The sequence below is a fragment of the Paenibacillus psychroresistens genome (genome assembly GCF_009728935.1).
Taxonomy (GTDB): domain Bacteria; phylum Bacillota; class Bacilli; order Paenibacillales; family NBRC-103111; genus Paenibacillus_AC; species Paenibacillus_AC psychroresistens.
Window position 1 is genome coordinate 3,846,557 of record NZ_CP034235.1, and the last position, 20,433, is coordinate 3,866,989.

Annotated in this window: 18 protein-coding genes and 1 pseudogene; 13 read left to right on the forward strand and 6 right to left on the reverse strand. The window is 38.5% G+C overall.

The features are described 5' to 3' along the window. Window positions 1–37: 37 nt before the first annotated feature. Window positions 38–238, reverse strand: coding sequence for a hypothetical protein (locus EHS13_RS17425; RefSeq protein WP_155701595.1), 201 nt, complete (start codon window positions 236–238; stop codon window positions 38–40). Between the two features lie 188 nt (window positions 239–426). Between EHS13_RS17425 and EHS13_RS17430 the strand changes: the two genes are divergently transcribed. From EHS13_RS17430 to EHS13_RS17440, 3 genes are read left to right on the forward strand one after another with little or no spacing between them, the layout of a single operon-like run. Further along, entirely contained in the window at window positions 427–1,035 is a 609-nt protein-coding gene (locus tag EHS13_RS17430) for a polysaccharide deacetylase family protein (RefSeq protein WP_155701596.1), read from the forward strand. Beyond that, a complete protein-coding gene (locus EHS13_RS17435) occupies window positions 1,035–1,442 on the forward strand; it encodes a VOC family protein (protein WP_227013967.1) in 408 nt (135 codons plus the stop codon). Before EHS13_RS17430 ends, EHS13_RS17435 begins: the two co-directional genes overlap by 1 nt. A 34-nt stretch (window positions 1,443–1,476) precedes the next feature. Beyond that, on the forward strand, window positions 1,477–1,794 hold the full coding sequence (locus EHS13_RS17440; RefSeq protein WP_155701597.1) for an NIPSNAP family protein: 318 nt from the start codon (window positions 1,477–1,479) through the stop codon (window positions 1,792–1,794). A gap of 79 nt (window positions 1,795–1,873) precedes the next feature. Here the strand turns inward: EHS13_RS17440 and EHS13_RS17445 are convergent, their stop codons facing one another. Beyond that, complete coding sequence (locus EHS13_RS17445) at window positions 1,874–2,431, reverse strand: NADPH-dependent FMN reductase (protein WP_155701598.1); 558 nt, start codon at window positions 2,429–2,431, stop codon at window positions 1,874–1,876. Between the two features lie 114 nt (window positions 2,432–2,545). Then, the gene (locus tag EHS13_RS17450) at window positions 2,546–4,255 is read right to left on the reverse strand and encodes a DUF6583 family protein (RefSeq protein ID WP_155701599.1); all 1,710 of its coding nucleotides are present in this window, start codon (window positions 4,253–4,255) and stop codon (window positions 2,546–2,548) included. Window positions 4,256–4,561: 306 nt separating this feature from the next. Between EHS13_RS17450 and EHS13_RS17455 the strand changes: the two genes are divergently transcribed. From EHS13_RS17455 to EHS13_RS17465, 3 genes and pseudogenes are all read left to right on the forward strand, one after another. Further along, the gene (locus EHS13_RS17455) at window positions 4,562–5,443 is read left to right on the forward strand and encodes an SPL family radical SAM protein (protein WP_227013968.1); all 882 of its coding nucleotides are present in this window, start codon (window positions 4,562–4,564) and stop codon (window positions 5,441–5,443) included. A gap of 206 nt (window positions 5,444–5,649) precedes the next feature. After that, complete coding sequence (locus EHS13_RS17460; protein ID WP_227013969.1) at window positions 5,650–6,756, forward strand: LCP family protein; 1,107 nt, start codon at window positions 5,650–5,652, stop codon at window positions 6,754–6,756. 92 nt (window positions 6,757–6,848) lie between these two features. Then, window positions 6,849–7,362, forward strand: a pseudogene (locus EHS13_RS17465) (formylglycine-generating enzyme family protein). An 81-nt stretch (window positions 7,363–7,443) separates the two neighbouring features. Here the strand turns inward: EHS13_RS17465 and EHS13_RS17470 are convergent. After that, on the reverse strand, window positions 7,444–9,498 hold the full coding sequence (locus tag EHS13_RS17470) for a transglycosylase domain-containing protein (protein WP_155701602.1): 2,055 nt from the start codon (window positions 9,496–9,498) through the stop codon (window positions 7,444–7,446). A gap of 215 nt (window positions 9,499–9,713) precedes the next feature. Here EHS13_RS17470 and EHS13_RS17475 point away from each other — a divergent pair, with 215 nt between their 5' ends. Continuing rightward, window positions 9,714–10,325, forward strand: coding sequence for a TetR/AcrR family transcriptional regulator (locus EHS13_RS17475; protein ID WP_155701603.1), 612 nt, complete (start codon window positions 9,714–9,716; stop codon window positions 10,323–10,325). Between the two features lie 165 nt (window positions 10,326–10,490). Then, window positions 10,491–11,309, forward strand: coding sequence for an SDR family oxidoreductase (locus EHS13_RS17480; RefSeq protein ID WP_155701604.1), 819 nt, complete (start codon window positions 10,491–10,493; stop codon window positions 11,307–11,309). 58 nt (window positions 11,310–11,367) lie between these two features. Here EHS13_RS17480 and EHS13_RS17485 read toward each other — a convergent pair whose 3' ends face one another. Continuing rightward, complete coding sequence (locus EHS13_RS17485; protein ID WP_155701605.1) at window positions 11,368–12,816, reverse strand: glycosyl hydrolase; 1,449 nt, start codon at window positions 12,814–12,816, stop codon at window positions 11,368–11,370. A 404-nt stretch (window positions 12,817–13,220) separates the two neighbouring features. On the opposite strand from EHS13_RS17485, the gene EHS13_RS17490 reads away from it, so the two are divergent. The 4 genes from EHS13_RS17490 to EHS13_RS17505 are packed head-to-tail and all read left to right on the forward strand — an operon-like array spanning window position 13,221 to window position 18,674. Beyond that, window positions 13,221–14,297, forward strand: coding sequence for an HD-GYP domain-containing protein (locus EHS13_RS17490; protein WP_155701606.1), 1,077 nt, complete (start codon window positions 13,221–13,223; stop codon window positions 14,295–14,297). 15 nt (window positions 14,298–14,312) lie between these two features. Continuing rightward, on the forward strand, window positions 14,313–15,203 hold the full coding sequence (locus tag EHS13_RS17495) for a GGDEF domain-containing response regulator (protein ID WP_155701607.1): 891 nt from the start codon (window positions 14,313–14,315) through the stop codon (window positions 15,201–15,203). Between the two features lie 23 nt (window positions 15,204–15,226). Beyond that, entirely contained in the window at window positions 15,227–17,035 is a 1,809-nt protein-coding gene (locus EHS13_RS17500) for a sensor histidine kinase (RefSeq protein WP_155701608.1), read from the forward strand. Beyond that, window positions 17,022–18,674 (forward strand): thiamine pyrophosphate-binding protein, encoded by a 1,653-nt coding sequence (locus EHS13_RS17505; RefSeq protein WP_162463147.1) that lies wholly within the window; start codon window positions 17,022–17,024, stop codon window positions 18,672–18,674. Before EHS13_RS17500 ends, EHS13_RS17505 begins: the two co-directional genes overlap by 14 nt. 109 nt (window positions 18,675–18,783) lie before the next feature. On the opposite strand, the gene EHS13_RS17510 is transcribed toward EHS13_RS17505, so the two are convergent. Beyond that, entirely contained in the window at window positions 18,784–19,677 is an 894-nt protein-coding gene (locus EHS13_RS17510) for a GT-D fold domain-containing protein (RefSeq protein WP_155701610.1), read from the reverse strand. A 173-nt stretch (window positions 19,678–19,850) separates the two neighbouring features. Between EHS13_RS17510 and EHS13_RS17515 the strand changes: the two genes are divergently transcribed. After that, window positions 19,851–20,432, forward strand: a complete 582-nt coding sequence (locus tag EHS13_RS17515; RefSeq protein WP_155701611.1) for a hypothetical protein — start codon at window positions 19,851–19,853, stop codon at window positions 20,430–20,432. Window position 20,433 lies beyond the last annotated feature (1 nt).

Genomic DNA, 20,433 nt, shown 5'->3' on the forward strand with positions numbered 1-20,433 from the left:
ATACTACACAGAGATTAGACAAAAAAGCCCTTGATTCTCAAGGGCGGGTTCTTGAATATACATTTGTCCAAAACATATTTTCAACATTATTCTCCGAATTTCCCGCTTTACCGGAATCTGAAACAAGGTGCTGTGGAAATTTCTGCGAAACTACATGTACATCTTTTCTCCAAATTAAAGGGTCATAACTGCTTAATGTTTGACTATTCAAGCCAATTTCATTTTTATGCATCGTCATTTCCATTCTCCTTCAAAGATTTATTTTAAACAACTGCTTAACTATATTAATGATTATAGGAGATAAGAATTGAAAAGTATGTCGATTCACGTTGGCGAATTATGAAACATTTCGACAATGGTTTAAATTAACAGCCAGTAGAGTTAATATAGAGATATATCTGAGTTTGTGGAGGGAGAGTTATTATTATGCTAGCTGAAGTTATTACGGATCAGAAGGTAATTGCAATCACCTTTGATGATGGACCTAATCCAGAATATACACCGCAATTTCTCGCTGCTTTTGAGGAATATAGCTCTAAAGCTACCTTTTATACGATAGGTCAGCAATTAGAGCTATATCCGGAAATCGCCAAATTGATTCATGAACAAGGGCACGAACTTGGAAATCATACCTATTCCCACCCTAACCTTACCGAGTTAGATCAAACTCAGCAAAAATCAGAACTAGATCGCACAGATAAGCTCATTGCGCAAATTACAGGAGAAAAACCAAGAACATTTCGTGCCCCTTTTTTACAATCGAACGATGAATTAGAGAATGTCATAAAAGAATTTACTTACCTATCAATTGGAGCCTTAAACGTCGAAACGAAAGATTGGGAGCAGCCAGGAGTTGAATTTATTCTGGATAAAACGCGAGATTACATCCGAAATGGCAGTATCCTTCTGTTTCACGATGGCTTTGGCGATCGCTCACAATCGCTGGCTGCAATTAAAATTCTAGTACCTGAGCTGCTTGCTCAAGGATATCAGCTCGTGACTGTTAGCGAACTGCTCCAATTAAAGGATCTATAATGAATATGCAAACTCCTGAGTCAGATATACAAAAAACCGAAATAGCAGTATGGCTTACGGTTAGCAGCTCCGAGTTGGCAGCAGAATATTACATGACAGCATTCCGTACACAAGAGTTATATCGACTTGAGAACGATAATGGCAAGTTAGAGCTTGCTCAGCTTTCCGTCAACGGGGCTAATTTTTGGATAAGTGAGGATCCAGAATTCACGCCTGAAATGGCTAGTCGTGGTTCGATCCGAATGATTATGACTGTCAAAGATCCAGATTCTGTATTTGATCAGGCTGTTGCAGCTGGCGCAACCATAATAAATCCCATATTGGAAGAGTATGGTTGGCGAATTGGCCGTATAGTCGATCCGTTTGGTTATCATTGGGAGATAGGCAAGAAAGTAGACAGCATGTAAGGAACGAAACATTAAAAATAAGGAGTGGACAACTATGTTATTCGAGCTTCGTATTTACACCATGTACCCAGACAGAATGGACGCAATCAAGAATCGGTTTGCAGATCATACTTTTGGCATTTTCAAACGAAGAGGTTTGAAGGTTTATGATTTTTGGTTAGATGCTAATAATGAGCCCAAACTTTATTACATTATGGAATATAAAGATATGGAGGAGCGCGATACGGAGTGGAATGCTTTTAGAGAAGATCCGGAATGGATTGAAGCAAAAACTAATTCGGAGATAAGCGGTCCCATCGTTAAAGATGTCCAAGAAATTTACATGCATCGCGCTGATTTTTTCAAAGTATGATCTAAGTGCAAAAATAAACAAACCGTTAAATGGTTGTATACATTTAACGGTTTGTTTATTTAGGTAATCTGCTGGTGGTTTAACGCAACGGTTTTAATGCACCGCTCCAGGCGATAACTTCATCGAAAAGGGTGTTGGCGTTTGCCTCTTGGCGTGGTGCGGGTTTTAAAATACTGAAATTTTCAAAATCCGTAAAGAGTGAAAGGGTGACCTGAGCTCGAACATCAGCAACATGCAGCTCTCCCAAAATGAGTCTCAGGTTTTCTGCTGCACGCGCCCCGCCTGTGCCGCCGCCATAGCTGACGATGCCAGCCGCTTTATTTTTCCATTCATTAAACAGAAAATCAATCGCGTTCTTGAGTGCACCGGAAATAGCATGATTATACTCGGGCGTCACGAAGACAAAACCGTCATAAGAATTAATCGCTTCTGACCATGCCAAGGTATGTGGTTTGGTATATTTCGCAAACATAGGCGGATTAGGTTCATCGTATAATGGTAAATTAAAATCTGCGATATCGACGATTTCAAATATAGCGTCACTACGTTTTTGGGCTATCTCATGCACCCATTGTGCGACTGCTTCACCTCTGCGGCCTGGTCGTGTACTGCCAATTATGATTGCAATTTTTAACAAGATAATCTCCTCCAGTATGATACTAGTATTTAAATTAAATAGACATTCCATAGAAATCATAACCGATTGTTTCTTTTTTTAACAAGCGAAATATCGGTTATAATTAAAGTTTACTTAATAGGAATCTCCATATCCAAAAGATTGCAACAATTCCGTATTTTCCTCTATGAAAGCTTGCATTCCATTTAATAATTCCTCAAGCAGATCCCCTTGATTTTCATCACTAATTTTCACAAAATCAAACGAATTATCTGCAGTCATAACCGGTAATTTAACTTCTTGAATAGGCTCTTGTTTAGAATGAAGTTTAAATTTAACGCTATTAACGGAACTATTATCTTCAAAATCCTTTAAATTAATATTTACATCATAATTAGATTCACTGGAATCGCCTGTTTTAGTGGTCGCTGTTGTGATAGTTCCTTTAATGGAACCAGCATCCTCGCCATCGCCCGGAACATCTATCTTAAAGCTATAAGTTCCACTATCTTCCGTTTTACTTTTAAGCAGATCGTAATCGACTTCAGCATTAAAGTCGACATCATCGATATCAGAGTCAGTGACCTTAAAGTTTAAGCTAAGATTTCCTTTACTGCCCTTATCATTACTATTAGCTTTATTTACTAGTTTAAATTCTCCATCTTCACCATCGCTATCTTTAACGCGCAAGAAAAAGAGCGAATTAGTTAGAGAGCTTTCATCCGTCCAGCTGCCTATATTGAGGTTTACTGAAGATGTTATATCATCTTCGTCCTTTACTTTAAAAGCAAATTTGCGCTCTAAAATTCGGTGGTTTCCGTCAATATATAACACCATGGTAGCTCCATCAACTAAACTATTATCTTCAATTGAATCTTGCATATCTACGATCTTTTGCTTCCAGTTCTCTAAAAACTCAGATTTACTGATTTCATCAATTGCATAACCGGAGTCATTAATCAGTTGGATAACATTCTTTATGCGAGTATAGATTAGGTCTTGAAGAGTAGTATCCGCAAGCATCTTACTCAAAAAACTGTTTGAAATTCGTGTAAGATCATTTTGAGTTAAAGTGACGGTTATTTCACGAGCAGGGATAGAGGTGCTACCCTCGACCAATTGGCTGTCTTTATTTAATGTTACCTGCTCTGGTTTAATGGAGCTGGCATATAACTTGGCATAAGGCATTAGTACATCAGTCAGTTCTTCTGGCTTAATCGAAATAGCATCTATTATATCCTGAGTAGTTAATATTTTTTTGGGCATGTTTTCAAGACTAAGGTCATTTTCTAATGAATCTAAATCTTTAAGATTAACATATCCATACTTTTCATAAATTTCGGGAATATGGATGGAAAGCTGCTCTTTATTATAGGCCATTTCAAAAGTAAGGACGGATTTCTTATCCACGTTCAATATTAGCTTGTTAAGTGAATTACCACTCTTACCGTCCTGTTGTATATCAAATGATAGGTTGATTTTATTAATTAAATCTAAAATACCTTGTATTTGCTCATCTTGTTGATCTGTATAATCAACACTGAGTTTGGAGATATCAACCGTATAATGCTGTGGGCCTTTCAGTAGTGGGTTGACCTCACTATTAAACTTGTCTTTCAAAAAACCGAAAGAACTTCCGGCAGAGCTTAAAGAGTTTAATTCGGATTGCAGATAGATTGTTTTGGGGCTTTTGAATACATCAAACTTGGCGTATGCGACTACTGAACCTAAGACTAAAATCACAATAATCAGCACAATACTGAAAATTAACCGCATAGGGCGCTTCTTCCGTGGGAATGAGTGTGTAGGTACTGTGTAAACAGAGTTGTCTTGAATAGATGTCATAAATGATTCCTCCTAATAATAATGTCAGTTTTTGATAGGCTATGTATGAATTTGTAAGTCGAATTCCACTTTAACCCATTTATTAATATTCGTAAACACTTTTTAATTAGAAGTATCATTTGTTGACTGACCAGTCTTTCAAGCTTCCCATCGAAAAATCGCTTAATTCATAGTACTATATACAAACGTCTGTTAAAATGTTGAGTTATACATTACCTTTGCAAGCATATGATTGAGGTAATGTAAATGCATTTTTGTTATTAGTCAATATGGAAACAAGGTATCTAATGGAGGTATTAGGCAATCATGCAATCTGTAACAGCTAAAGGCATCCTTACTCCAAACAAATATCCTGCTGGCTGGTTTGGGGTTAATTATACGATAAACCTGTATCGCGGTTGCGATATTCAATGCATTTATTGTGATTCTCGCAGTGAGCGGTACGGAATTGAAGACTTTCATAATGTTACGGTAAAGACGAATGCATTGGAGCTGTTACGCAGAGAATTGGCTTCGAAACGAAACAAATCGTTGACAATAGGCACAGGTTCGATGAGCGATCCATATACTTTGATGGACCGAAAGCTGCAGATGACGCGTCATGCGCTAGAGATTCTAGCTGAATTTAGGTTTCCTGTCCATATTACGACTAAAAGCGATCTCATCTTGCGCGATCTCGATATCTTGCAGCAGCTATCCCGCAAATATGCTTCGGTAGCGGTTACGATCACTACTGCAGACGATGATTTGGCGCGAAAGCTAGAGCCGCATGCACCTACGTCGACGGATCGATTCAAGATATTGGCCGAACTTGGAAAGATTGGTGTTGTTACGAGCATTACGATGATGCCGATTCTTCCCTTTCTTGAGGATAATCCCGAGAATATTGATCAGATTGTTAATCAAGCAGCTGCTGCTGGTGTTAAGCATATTGTTGCTGCATTCGGGGTCACATTGCGAGACAGGCAAAGGGATTATTTCTTTAACAAGCTGGATGGGGAATTCCCTGGATTAAGTGATCGATATAGGCGAACGTTTGGCAATGCTTACGAGTGCCGTTCGGAACGAGAGATGGAGTTGAAGCATCAATTCAATGAACTTTGCTCTAGATATGGAATATCAACAAATATGCCATATTATCAAGCTCCAACTCAGTCGGCTGTCCAGATGAGCCTGTTCGACGACTAATGGAACAAATATTAATTCCCACACATATACTTTTTTTGATATACTTTGCAACTTATTGAGCCTTTCTTGCGTCTAATATTTGTCATTATTAATTGAATATTGACTATATTTGAAATTTCTACTAATATACCTAATTGGCGGCGAATCTAGATACATTTCTAAATAGCCTTTTGTTAACAACGGAGGAAATCATGACCATGTTCAAAATGAAAAAACAAACGCGTAAAATCATCCTTATCGTCCTTGTATCGATTCTTTCAGTCGTTATCATAGGGGTGTGCAGCTTCACAGGGTATATGTATTTAAAGGCGGATGCAGCAATTGAAAAAATTGCCGCCCCAAAATCCGAAGTTAAATTGAAATCAGTTCTGAAAACTAATGTAGTGCCGGAAGTGACAGAGGAAGTTCAACCTGTAGAAGTCAAGAAAGCAAATGCATTCACATTTGTTTTGGCTGGGGTGGATAACCGTGAAGGAAGCGGCGGCACGATGAATTCGGACGTTCTAATGTTCGGGAGCCTGAATATGGACACGAAGCTGTCCACACTTGTTTCCATTCCCCGCGATGTCCAGCTTAAGCCTGCAGAACTGGAAGCACGCAAAATTAATTACTACTACGCCCATTATTATGCTAAAGATAAGGATACGGCAATTAGCAATACAAAGAGCTTTTTTTCTGAGTTGCTCGATTTACCGCTTGATTATATGATCGTGATCGATTTTGACGGTTTGCGTAAAATTGTTGATGCGTTAGGCGGCTTAGATATTGATGTCGATATGAACATGCGATATGTCGATACTGCGGATGGAACGAATATTAATTTGAAAAAGGGACTTCAACACCTGAATGGCAAACAGGCACTTGATTTTGTCCGATACCGCAAGTCCAACATGGGTACGGATGAATCGTCGGACATTGCCCGTAATGGCCGTCAGCAGCAAGTACTCAGTGGAATGCTCAATGAAATGACATCGCTCGGCGGCATCACACAATGGGGCAATATTCTAGAAATCATCGGCGATCATGTTAAAACGGATATTCCCGCCGATCAGCTGCGCAGCTGGATTTTGCATTTTTCAGATATTAAGCCACAAGAGATCCGTACTATGCCTTTAACTAGCCGGTGGGATAATCCTTACATTTATCTAATGGAAAATGATGTTTCAGTCGCTTTCAATGCACTTCGTACCCAAGCTGGTTTGACTTCCGACTTGACTATGAACCCTGCAGATATTATGAGTACATATCCTGGGGAACCAGCACCAGAAATTGAGATACCTCCAGACTTTATCCGAGAACACTATATGCATTAATAGCGAAGCGTTGGTAGAGCAGGAAACAGCCCTCTTACCAGCGCATTTTTTATGGAATAGGAGTGTTGAAAAATACAATAAAGGGTAATCCAATGATTAAAATTTCAGGTGGCAGAATAGAATTAAGAGATGATAGAACAAAAAGGAGATGGGAAGTTGAAATAAGACCGTTTCTTCTTGCCCAGTATCCTGTAACTAGGGAACTATATTCTGCTATTACAAATACAACATCTAATCTTTATGAAGGAGATCAAAAGCCAGCTGTGAATATTTCTTGGAATGATGCGGTTGCTTTTTGTAATATCTACAGGATATAGATACGGAGAAATTGATCAGATTGCCTTGTATAACGAAAATTCAGATGGCCTAGCGCATGAAGTAGGAAAAAAGGATCCGAATGCATGGGGGCTGTATGACATGTTGGGAAATGTTTGGGAGTGGTGCTGGGATTTATATGATGAGAAAGTATATGGCTCTTACCGCATTTTTCGCGGTGGCAGCTGGGCTGAAGAAGCCAGAGGATGTGGGGTTTCGTGTCGGCGTCGCAGCCACCCAACTTTAAGCATCGACGACCTTGGATTCCGCCTCGCTCGATCTTTATTATAAGAATTATAAATTCAATAAAAAGAAAGTTTTACTCGAAGTAACTAAAAACTACTTTAAGTAAAACTTTTTTTATATTAACTACTATTTATCCTTGCCTTTACCATGATTTCCTCTTGGTTTATTTTCATGTTTATTAGGTTTTTCATCTTTTTTGTCTTTATCATCTTTATCGTCTTTATTGTCTTTTTCATCATGCTTGTCTTCATCTTTGCCTTTATCAGTAATGGTAAAATCAGCGGGAACTGAAAATGGTACAATGGGTTGATCTAGCAAAGCTCGAGACATGATTTCTTTAAAAACTTTTGCCGCTGCTGTAGATCCTGAAGTTAAATAATGATCTTTATCAGTTTTCTCATAACCCATCCAAACTGCAGCTGTAAGCTCTGGGGTGTAGCCAACGAACCAAGCATCCTTGGATACGGCCCCTGAACTGGCAATACCGTTAAATTCGGCAGTATCGGGAAGCTCAGTTGTACCTGTTTTCCCAGCTGTCGGTCGATCCAGTGCAGCTGCATTTCCTGTCCCTTCATCAACAACGTTAAGCAGCAGAGTAGTCATCGTATAAGCTACAGTTGGTGACGTAACCTTCACAAGAGTAAAGTCGTTATTGACTAATTCAAGTCCTGAACTTGTAACGATTCGGACAATAGTATGTGCAGGATGCATATCTCCAAGGTTGGCAAAGCTAGTATAGGCTTGGGCCATAAGAAGTGGAGAGGTACCCTCAGACATTCCACCTAGCGCAATTCCGAGGTTTCGGTCATCCTTAGCTAATGTAATGCCGGTTCTCGTTGCAAAATTAATTCCTGTATCAATCCCAATTTCATGCAATAACCATACGGCGGGGATATTGTAGGAACGTGATATTGCTTCCTTGAGTGTAACTTGACCTCGATTTTGCAGATCATAATCCCTTGGTTGATAGCCATTAATGTTAATTTCACTATCAGAAAGCATGGAATCTTGTGTATAGCCTTGCTCTAAGGCAGGTCCATAAACGGACAATGGTTTAAATGCTGAACCAGGCTGTCGTTTTAATTTTGTAGCATAATTAAACCCTCGGTAAACACCGTCGCCGCGATGACCGACAATTCCGCGAATTTCACCCGAATGTTGATCAATGATCACTGTACCACTTTGAATCAACTGATCAGGCTTACTTTCCGGAAAGAATTGATTATCTGCATATACGGATTCGGCTGCTAGTTGTATCTTGGGTTCTACAGATGAATAAATACTCAATCCACTAGTTAATAATTGCCCCTCCGTAAAACCATAAAGTTCTGTTGCCTCTGACAAGATTGCGTCAATGAAATCAGGATAGCTTTGTTTAGCGATTTCTTGGTTTTGAGCAGCCAAAAGAAGTGGAGTTGAAAAAGCTAATTTGAAATCAGTATCCGAGATTTTTTTTTGTTCATTCATTAAAGACAGGACGATGTTTCGGCGATTCAATGCGCCATCTTTGTTGCGTAGGGGATTATATTTGCTAGGTGCTTTGGGAAGTCCTGCCAAAGTTGCGCTTTCTACTAAATTGAGATCCTTAGTATTCTTCCCGAAATAAGTTTTTGCAGCTCGTTGGATTCCCCATTGTCCTTCTCCGTAATAAATACTATTCAAATAGAGTACAAGTATTTCGTCTTTTGAATAGGAGGTTTCGATTTTTAGCGCATAGGCTGCTTCTTTAAGTTTTCGACCAAACGTTTTATCCATGGGCAGAAACATATTTTTAGCTAGTTGTTGTGTAATTGTACTACCACCTTCAACAAGGCCGCCAGACCGCAAATCACGCCAAAGGGCTCGAAGGATAGAGCGTAAATCTACTCCAGAATGATCATAGAATCTGCGATCTTCGGTGGCTATCACAGCGTCACGCAGCTGTTGGGGGATTTCTGAAAGGGTAACTGCTTCTATTTTCGTTGAAGAAAGCTGGGATATTAGCTTCGCATTTTTATCATAAATCAATGTGGGTAGTGGAAGAGGTTCTGCAAGCTTTGATATGTTCAGTTGGGCAAACCAAATTGAAAACCAAATGGCAAAAATCACACCAAGCATGATAAAAGAGAGGAAAGCGATTAGCAGCCAGCGCAGCCACTTTCGTTGAGGGAAAAGGGATTTAACTAGTTTTGTAGTGGTCATGATGTTCCTTTCTAAGTTGCACTCTAAAAAACTCACCTTTTGGGTAAGTTTTATTAATAGGTAATAAACTTATTATATAACAATGAAACATGGAAATGCTTGTTTGACAAAATGAATGACAGAATGTAATATAAAATCTAGTGAATGATCATTCATTCTGATTGACTTACCATTTATCAATAAACTAACTATTCTGTAACGGAGGTTATGGTCGTATGTTCGAAAAGTACACAACCGTTCAAAAATCTGTGTTGGATGCAACTCTTCGAATGATTAGCCAAAAGGAACTGCAGGCAACATCTATGTCTGTAATATCCAAGGAATCTGGCATACCGATAGGCAGTATTTATAATAATTTTGGCAGTAAGGAAGATATAATTAATGAACTGTTCAAAGGAATAGCCGATTTCTACACAGATTCATTATTGAATGGCTTTTATGATGAGGTATCCATTCAAGAGCGTTTTCTCCGGGTATGGGATAACCTTGTTAGGGTAAGTTTGAATAATTTGCCAGCGTTTCAGTTTCTTGAACAATATTCATTCTCGCCGTATATTTACGATGAAACGAAACAGACAGTTTACGATAATAACTGGTGCCGTCCAATGGCAGAGTTATACAAGCAAGCTATGGAACAGCAGTTGTTTATCGACAGCCCGCCACGGCTGACAGTTCAGATGCATTACGGCATGATGGTGTATTTAATAAAGAGCCAGTTATATAACAATAATAAGCTGACAGAAGAAGTGATTGATATTGCGATTCATTCCTGCTGGAACTCGGTTAGCAAAGATAAATGGTCTGTGAATTTAACTGCAAAGGTATAAAGTAAGTAGATTACCTTTGAAGTTTTTTTATTCATTATGAATGAACATTCACTCAATAAAAGTGATAAGTTAGAAATGAAAGGAGAAGGCAATACTAGTAAGGAATGTTTCCGATTAGTTTTTATTTTAATAATTCATAATTCACATATAAAAGGAGAAATAAAAATGGCAAAAACAATTTTTATTACAGGTACGAGTTCAGGGTTAGGCAAGCTGACAGCTAAACATTTTGCAAAGCTAGGGTGGAACGTAGCGGCTACAATGCGTACTCCAGAAAAAGAAACGGAGCTTACGCAGATTAGCAATATAAAAGTTTTCAAGTTAGATGTTACTAAACAGGAACAGGTGAATACGGCGATAGAACAAGCCATTGCTACATTTGGCAAAATTGATATTGTAGTTAACAATGCCGGGATGGGTACTTATGGAGCATTGGAACTAGCAACCGAGGAAGCAATCGACAATCAATATGCTGTTAATGTACGTGGTCCTATAAATGTAATTCGAGCTTTTTTACCGCACTTCAGAGCTAACCGTGGGGGAATGTTCATTAACATTAGTTCGTTTATGGGCGTGACCACTGCTGTACCAATTGGCTCTCTTTATAATATGTCTAAATTTGCGTTGGAAGGTTTAATTGAAGGTCTCTATTATGAATTAAAGCCACTTAATATTGAGCTCAGATTAGTGGAGCAAGGCGGATCCTCTGGAAACAATTTTGGTGATAACATTACGTGGAATACGGATGAAAACATCAAAGCTTATGATGCGATTACGGCTAAAATTAAACTTCTTATGGAAAATAGAGATAGCAGTCATCTAGGCGATCCTCAGGATATTGTAGATGTGATTGATTCTTTAGCAACAGGAAAAAGCAATCAATTCCGTACATTAGTAGGCGATATGGGCAAGGGATTAATGGAACTTAGAAAATCAGTACCCATTGAAGAATATTTGAGTACTGTGGCTAAGAATTTTGAGTAATCTTGCTTTATTTTAAACAAAACAGCCTTCTTCAATTATCTTGAAGAAGGCTGTTTTGTTATTCTGTTCCATACACTTTGATTTCTTGTACGTTATAAACGTAAGTAGGGCTTGACCGCAATGTCATATTTAATTTCACATATCGTCCTTGAGATTGAAGGTTTTTGAATTCATCTAGTGTACCGAGTCCGTTAACAACCGTTTTTATAGTGGTCCAGTTGATAGCATCAGTGGAAACCTGTACATCGTAATTTCGGGCGCGGTGGTTTAAATATTGAACTGCGACACTGGTTATATTGTAATTTTTCCCTAAGTCGACATAAATCCATTCCTTATCGGAATATCCGCTTTGCCATCTTGTTACTGCATCGCCATCTACTGTTTTCGAGGCTGTATCGCCAAAGCTTGTACTCGAGGCAACTGCAGTTTTGCGTAAAACCAAATTTACAGGTGCTATCGGTGGTCCTGTTAAAACTATGGGAGGGATTTTTACTTCGTCACGCGTAAATGCATAGGGATGGTTGAAGAAATTTTGTACAGTCAGGTTCGTATTGTTTTCATTAAGCATTTTCCCCCATGTCATTTGCCATACCCATTTATTTTGTGTAGTAGTAGCGGTAGCCATGCTCGGAAGCTCGCCATTTTCACCTATCGCGATCGGTTTTCCGCCTCCAAGGGCAATTAGTCCGTCATGATGGCTTTGTTTATAGTCGTTGTTATAAATGTCTGCCGCCAAAATGTCTACTTTATTGCTGCCTGGGTAAGTGGAGGCATAATCAGAAGCTGTGGAATTAGGAGCATTGGGATTCCAGACCCATAACAAATTATCTAGATGAAAGTAGTTTACATAGCGGTCATACATAATATTCCATAGCTTCGCATAGTTATTTTTTTGTCCCCACCAGAACCATCCTCCGTTCATTTCATGGTAAGGCCTCCAAAGAATAGGTACATTGGCATCCTTCATTTGCTTCAAGAAAACAGCTACTTTATCCATATCGCTGATAAGCAGATTATATTCAATAGTTCCTGGGGTAACGATTTTGTCAAATTCAGCTTGGGTCGCAGTTCGCTGTACTTGATTCCAGCATTGACAGGCTCCTGGGAAACTCGCATGATACATCATTGTAACAATACCACCGTTTTTGGACCAATTGATCGCGCTGTTGACGACCTTTTGCCGTTGGTCTGCAAGCACTGTGTCACTTTGTCCTGTAATTCCCCCTATTTCATAGCCGTGCACTGCTGGATATTTACCAGTCAATGTTTTAAGAGTTTCGGCATATACATCTGGTGCTTCAATGTATTCATGCTGACCGGTTAGCATGCCTTTTCCTTGAAGAGCGTAAAGGTAGGCTAAAAGGTCCTTTGCTTCCGTCGTTTCATTGGGGTTAACTGGCCCGGTTGCTGCATAGACTTGTTTTACTCCATTTAACATCACGCCAGTAAAAAAGAGCTGAAAAGCTAAAATAAATGCAAGCGTAAAATGGATTTTCTTCGTTTTCATGACTTTTAGTCCTCCGTTTTTGTAAATAATTAATCAATTTACAGGCATTTTATCACAGGACTTTGTCACTATCTGTAACCTAGATTACAGATTCGAATAAATCATAAACAATTTTTTAAATCTCTCAAATGAGAGTTTTTTACCTCAAGTGATGGGTAAATGTTACTAAAAAGCCACTTTCGACAAAGGAAGTGGTTATTCGACTGTGTATTTCGACAGTATTTTTTTTAGTTATAGATTAGATTGTTAATTAACTGTTGGTATTTGTTAAATAACAAAAGATATTATCAAAAAAGAGTTGCGGTAAATTAATAGTTAGCTAGCTAGATTAAGCGATATATGAAAATAGACTTTTTTCTACTTTAATTTCAATAATCCAGCAAATCGGAAGGAGGACAATTTAAATGGAGCCATCGCATTTTCTAAAAAGTGTATTAGATTCAAATTCAATACAAGAAGGATTAGAACACATCAAAGAATTTGCCAAGGAATATCTCGATTGTGAGCATGTATGCGCATTTATTGCAGATAAGAAATATGAGAATATTTCGATCGCTTCCTATGCATTTAATATTCTTGATGCTGATTTAAAAGTTTTATGTCAGCTAACCAAAGAATCGGATTACTTTAAGCTGATCCCAGAAGGAGATAATGTGTATTCGGAAATACAACATAATCGGGTTTTCAAACGGATTTCGGATCAGCTCAAAAATGAAATCATACATACTCCATTTGCTTCCATATTCTCCTTCCAGCTTATCTACGATTTTTATTGCGGTACTTTAATTTTTTGTTATCCGAATAATTCACAGCTCACAGAGAATAAAAAGCAAAACTGTCACTTAATTCGCTTACACTTGGAGCACTTAATAGAAAAAATTCATTTTCGAAAGCAGCTGCTTAAACAAACGGAATATGAAAGTTTATTCAATACTTTGCGGATTAAAGATCACTTTACAATGAATCACAGCTACAATGTTTCCTTTTATGCTTCGCTGCTTGGGATGAAGCTAGGTTTATCAGCAGTTGATTTAGAGAAGCTGAAGGTAGCATCCTTGCTGCACGATATAGGGAAGCTATTCACACCGAAACATATTTTATTAAAACCGGGAAGACTGACAGACGAAGAATTTGAAATTATTCGAGAACATCCTGCTCTAGGCTATGAGCTTCTAAAAGATTTTGCCAATGTTGAGTCCATCTTACCCATAGTGAGATGGCATCATGAAAGAATTGATGGCAGTGGTTATCCAGATAGGCTGATAGGAACGGAGATCCCGTACATTGTAAAAATAGTTTCATTGGTAGATGCATTTGACGCAATGACCTCAACCCGTGTATATCGCAGTTCGCTTAATATCGATGAAGTCAAAAGGCAGCTGTTAACGAATGCGGGGACACAATTTGACGAAAACATGACAAAGCAATTTTTGGAAGTCATCAACAATCAGGTGAAAATAAACCCTTACAGCTTAGTATGAAAGGATGAAACGAAGATGACTAAACGGATCATGATTGTGGATGACGAACCGCATAATTTAGCTATTTTGCGTATTTTTTTGAACTCATTGGGATATGAAGTTTTTGAGGCAGAATGTGGCAAGGATGCCTTAGTAAATGTTATGGATATACTGCCTGATCTGATTTTATTAGATGTGATGATGCCTGATTTGTCAGGTTTTAATGTAGCCGAAATATGGAGAGATCAGCCTGGATTTAATATACCAATCGTATTTCTCTCGGCTAAAGTGCAGAAGGATGATATTTTACAAGGCTTGCAGTTAGGGGCAGTAGATTATTTAACAAAACCTTTTGATCTGGATTTGATAGAGAAGAAAATTTCTATTGTCATCGCCAATCGTACCGAGATACTTAATCTGAAGTCAGAGAATGCTGAATTGAGCTTAAAGGTAAATATTGATCCTGTTACCAGCTTATATAATCGCAATTATTTACAAAGTGTAATTGAACAAGTCAAGGAGGGGGGAATGCAATTCGCAATAGCCATGATGATAGATATTGATTATTTCAAGGAAATTAATGATGAGCATGGGCATCTCATGGGGGACCAGGTTCTCAAAGAGGTAGCGAAAATCATTTTATCCTCGATAAGGGCTGGTCATGATGCAGCTTTTCGATACGGCGGTGATGAGTTTCTAGTCCTGTTGGTTGAGGAACGCAATTATCTCAGTATTGCTGAATCGATCCGCGGCCAGGTTGATGCGCTTAATCTGATTACACCATTTAAACGTAGTATTCAGGTATCGGTTAGTCTTGGCTTGTCAAAGAGCTATAAATATAAAACAACAGAGCGAGTGATTGCGTGCGCGGATACAGCATTATACGATGCTAAAAACCGTGGCAGAAATCGGATTTATATCTCCTAAAACTATGAAAGAAGGCGTTAGGTATGCAGCCAAAAAGCAATCAAAGATTATTCCACATGACCCAATTAATTAACTCGAAGTTTGAGTTGCCGGAAATTATGCAAGTTCTAGTTGAGACGATCGCAAATGAGATTACTCAAGCGGATTTAGTTGGTTTTTTTATCCTTCAATTGGATGGGAAATTTCGCGGCTACAAAGGGAACAAGCTTCCAGTAGATATTACGGAACTCGTGATCGACCCTGAAGATGATGAGTTTGTTAGAGATATTATTAAAACACGCAATATGGAGTATATTGCAGATACCAGCAAAGACATGCGTCCAGATCCAGTAAAAGTAGCTTTATTAAAAATAAAATCTTTACTCGGAATCCCCGTTATTGTTAATAACGAAGTATTTGGTTTTGTATTTATCCACGATTTTGGTAAGCAAATGAACTTGACGGAAGAACAAATGAAAATGACTGAAGCGTTTGTCAGTATGGCAAGCGTGGCGATTCGTAACATCCATATCTTTGAACAAAGACAGCATTTGTTAGAAAGACAGCAGCTGCTTTTAGATGCAACCAATGCTTTATCCTGCTCATTATCTGTGCATGAAGTGCTTAACACCTGTTTTCGATTTATGCAGCAGGCAACAGCATCAAAGGATGTGGCCATTCATTTATATGATGAAAAGACGAGGATGCTTACCCCCTTTCATATTTCATCCGTTCATGTCTCTGAGAAGGAATGGAGAGATAAACACAATAAAGAGATAAATTTAAACATTGATACCGACCTATTATTCAACGAAGTAATCACAGGTAAAAAGGCGATTGCCATCTCGGATGTATTCAGTGACAATCGTCCAAACCATAAAGCTTGTCGATCATTTGGTATTCAAAGCTTGCTGCTTATTCCATTATTAGCAAAAGGCAATGTATTAGGTGCTGTTGCCGTTCCAGAGATCGGGGCATCCAAAACCTACATCGAACATGAAATCGAATTCTGCCAATCCATTGCGGATGTAACCGCTACAGCATTATCTAATGTCATGCATACAGAGAACTTGGATCAATTAGTTAAAGAACGTACGGCAGAGCTTCAGCAAGCAAACCTCAAGCTAGAAGATGTTGTCATTGAGTTGGAACAGTTAAACGAACTGAAAAACGATTTTATTGCATCGCTTTCTCATGAGCTTCGCACACCAATAACGGCTATTAAAGGATCGGTTGATATTTTAAAAAGAAACATTTTAGGCGAGTTAAACTTTGCTCAGCATGAATTATTGGATACAACCAATAAAGCGATTGAACGTTTGTTGAATCAAGTAAATGAGCTGTTGGATTTCGCAAAGCTGGAGGACGGAAAATTTGAATTGAATGACACTAATGTATCTTTGCAAGACATTATATCGGATGCTTTAGGGATTATGGAGCCTTTAATTGAGAAAAAGAAACAATTGCTAGTTGTTAAATACAGCGGCAAGGTTAAAGTCAAGGTAGATCGACAGCGCATCTTACAGGTACTGATAAATTTAATTTCAAATGCAAATAAATTTACACCTGAGAACGGAACGATATCCATTCATACTCATGAAAAAGAACATGCTTTTTATATAGAAGTTGTCGATACAGGAAAAGGTATTCCTATGGATAAACAAAAACATATTTTCACAAAGTTTTACCAAGTAAATAATCATTTGAAGGGTACAGGCTTAGGGCTTGCTATTTCAAAACAGCTCATAGAATTGCATGGAGGAAGAATCTGGTTTGAAAGTCAAGAAAATCAAGGCTCGCTATTTGCTTTTATGTTACCGAAAGAGAGGATGTTGGCACATGCGGGCAATTGAAGCTGGCTTAAGAATATTGATTGCAAGTGGAGTTAAATATGTATTCGGCATCCCAGCAGGCTCTATCAATGCACTCTATGATTCATTAATGGATTTGCCCGAGTTAAAGCCAATAGTAGCCAAACATGAAACCGGAGCAGGTTATATGGCTGCAGCATACACGCGGATTACAGGAATTCCTTCTCTCTGTGTAGCCTCTAGCGGCCCTGGAGCGACTAACTTGGTAACAGCTGCTGCGCATGCCTGGAAAGAAAAGCTGCCTGTAATTTTTATTACAGGCTCTGTACCACTAAGTAAAATGGGAAAAGGCGGAGCGCAGGAATTAAACGGAGAAGTGCTGTTTACATCGATAACGAAGTATAATAAAACGGTTATTGATGCTAAGGAATTACCTGCAGCAATAGCAGAAGCGTATGAGATAGCAAACAGTGGTGTACCTGGTCCTGTACATTTGGCCATTCCGATTGATATTCAAATGACTGAGATTGATTTTGATTTTGAATTTCAAAACATACAGAAAATAGCTCATCCAGATCCTTTAGACCTTGTACAATTGTCAGAGGTTACAGAACTGTTACAATCAACAGGCTCGCGAGGTACACTTTTATTAGGCTATGGTGCTAAATCCGCGAAAGCCGGGATCCGCGCTTTTGCCGAAAGAACCGGATGGAAAGTGGCAACAACCCCACGTGGAAAGGGAGCTTTTCCTGAGGATCATCCGCTATCTCTTGGAGTTTATGGGCTGTCCGGTAATGAACAAGCCATAAGTTATCTCAATGGAAGAGAATATGATTTGCTTTTTGTTATCGGCTCTAGCTTAGGAGAATTAGCTACCTGTAATTGGTCGCATGCTTTAGTACAAGGTAAAAAAATAGTACATCTGGATTATGATGTACAGGTATTAGGGCAGAATTATATAACGGATTTAACCGTTTGCGGGGCAATTCCACAGGTGATGGAATATTTATTGTCTACAATTCCGACTAAAGAAGCTCAAACACCAATTAATTCACTTTTCCCAACCAAGTCAAAACCTTTAGTGGAAGATACAGCAGATTGGAATACCTTAAATGCTATTTCAAGAATTAGTGAATTTGCTCCAGATCATACGCGTTTTTACATAGATATTGGTGAATTCATGACCTATTCCATCCAAAGTATCCGGATAAAAGAACAACAGGATTTCGATATTGATATTAATTTTGGTGCTATGGGATCTGGAATTGGTGGTGCGATTGGGGCACAATTGGCTGAACCACACCGACAGATTATATGTGTTACAGGTGATGGGTGCTTCTTTATGCACGGTTTAGAAATTCTAACGGCTAAGCAATATGGACTCCCCGTCATTTTCTTTGTAATTAATAATGCACGTTTAGGCATGGTGCATCACGGGCATTTATTGCAGTATAAACGTTGTCTAGCTGATTTTTCACAAACCCGAGTCGATATTGCTGCGGTTGCCGGTGCTTTAGGTATTCATTATTCACAGGTTAATTCAGCCAAAGAGTTGCAGCATTTGGATATGGATTATTGGTTTTCGCGCAATGAAACAACGATTATCGAAATTGTTGTCGATGGTGATGAGGTCCCGCCGATGGGGGAGCGTGTTAAGTTCTTGCAGGGTGCTACGAATTAAAAGATTTCCATGAAATCATAGATACTGCAATCATTAAAGCTACCTATAATAAGCTGAGAACGGTCAACTCTTAAAGAGTTGGCCGTTTTTTGAACTGGAATAGGTACGTCTATACTTTTCGAATTACTGCATGACCTCTAAGAAGCATGTCTGTTAGATGTCCAAAATCTATAGCCACTTTATTTTGTTCCGCGAGGGCTACACAGATTAAATTAGCTGGAATTCCAGCAGAAACTATAGCAACATCAAATTCATACTGTTGGACTGCATCTAGAACGCTGCTTACCGATTCGATACCGTTAACCGGAATAGTGCCGACAATGCTGTCGTACCCCCAGTAATTGAATAAATTTTTAGCCTCATTCATGCGGTTACCAATTAATAAAATCTTATACTCGCTCATTAGTTCGTGAAATAATGTTGTTTCGTTGTTAAGCTCGGTTTGAATATTGGAGCTGCTTAAACACATAGTGTGAAGTGGCCATTTATAATATTTGGCGATTTTATTAAATAAACATTGAAAGGTGGGGTAACGGGCAAGAGGTATTCCTATTACATCCGCTTTCAGTACATTTTTGGCTAATGTGTCTCGAGATGAATGGTCAGGTATTGTTATACCCGAATATGAAAGGAAATTAAAGCGGCTATCATTATTTAATTCATCTGTTGAAATCAATAAATCATGAGCAAGAGAAACTAGTTCGCCATCACCCATACGAATAATGGAGTAACCCTGTTTATTTTCAAGAGCTTCTTTTATGCAAACTGCGATTTCCTTCGCTGAGTGAAGTTTAATGATATCAGATGACAAAGCATTTATACCTGCTTTAATAATTTGTTCGATATCGAGGGGGAGAACATGGGTAATTCCCAAATGATTATTAACAAATTCTTCTCCTCCTCGATAGATTCCTTCTGCAGCAAATGCTCTTAAATCTGTTTCACCTCTACAGCCTATTTTTATTACGGAACTCCATTCTTCTTCAGAGAGTGAAAACGTCATGATTCCACCAACTTTTCCAATTTTGAATTATATTATGCTTAAGAGGATGGAATGAACACTGAATGCAACTATTGACTCCAATTTTCGTCTGTTAAAGTACCATTTATTGCTAGTCTCTGCTGTCGCTGGGCACCTATGGCCATCAATAAACCTATAAATCAGGAGGTGATCTTATGAATAAGAAAATTGCTATTATTGTAGCAGTGCTAGCTGTATGCTTGACGGCAAGTTTATACTTTTCATACTTAGGGCATTCAGAAAAAGCTATCGAAGTAATCAAGCCAGTTGTGCATAGCAGCGCAGTCTATACATACATAGAAATGGAAGATCTCATACAGCAAGCTGAAGTTGTGGTGAATGGGATTGTAAAAGAAAGAGGGGAATCGCAAATTGTCAAAATACCTATCTCAACGGAAATGGATGTAACGAATGAAAACGAAGGAAAGTTTCTTGAAAACGTGGAGACCCCAATTACGATTGAGGTAACGGAATACATTAAAAATAAGGAGAACAAGAGCACCATTATTTATTGGGAAGAAGGAGGGGAGCTTTCTGATAAAATCGTAATGCCTGATCATGGTTTCCTTCAAAAAGGTGATGAAATCATCCTATTCCTCAACGAATCTGGACATTCTTGGGGCGCTCAAGGTGTTCTTAAAGTGAAAGATGGCAAGGTATCTCTCTTAGAAAACAAACAAGACAAAGAATATCTATTGGCTGATCTCAAAATCAAATTGAAGAATATCTTGGAATAGG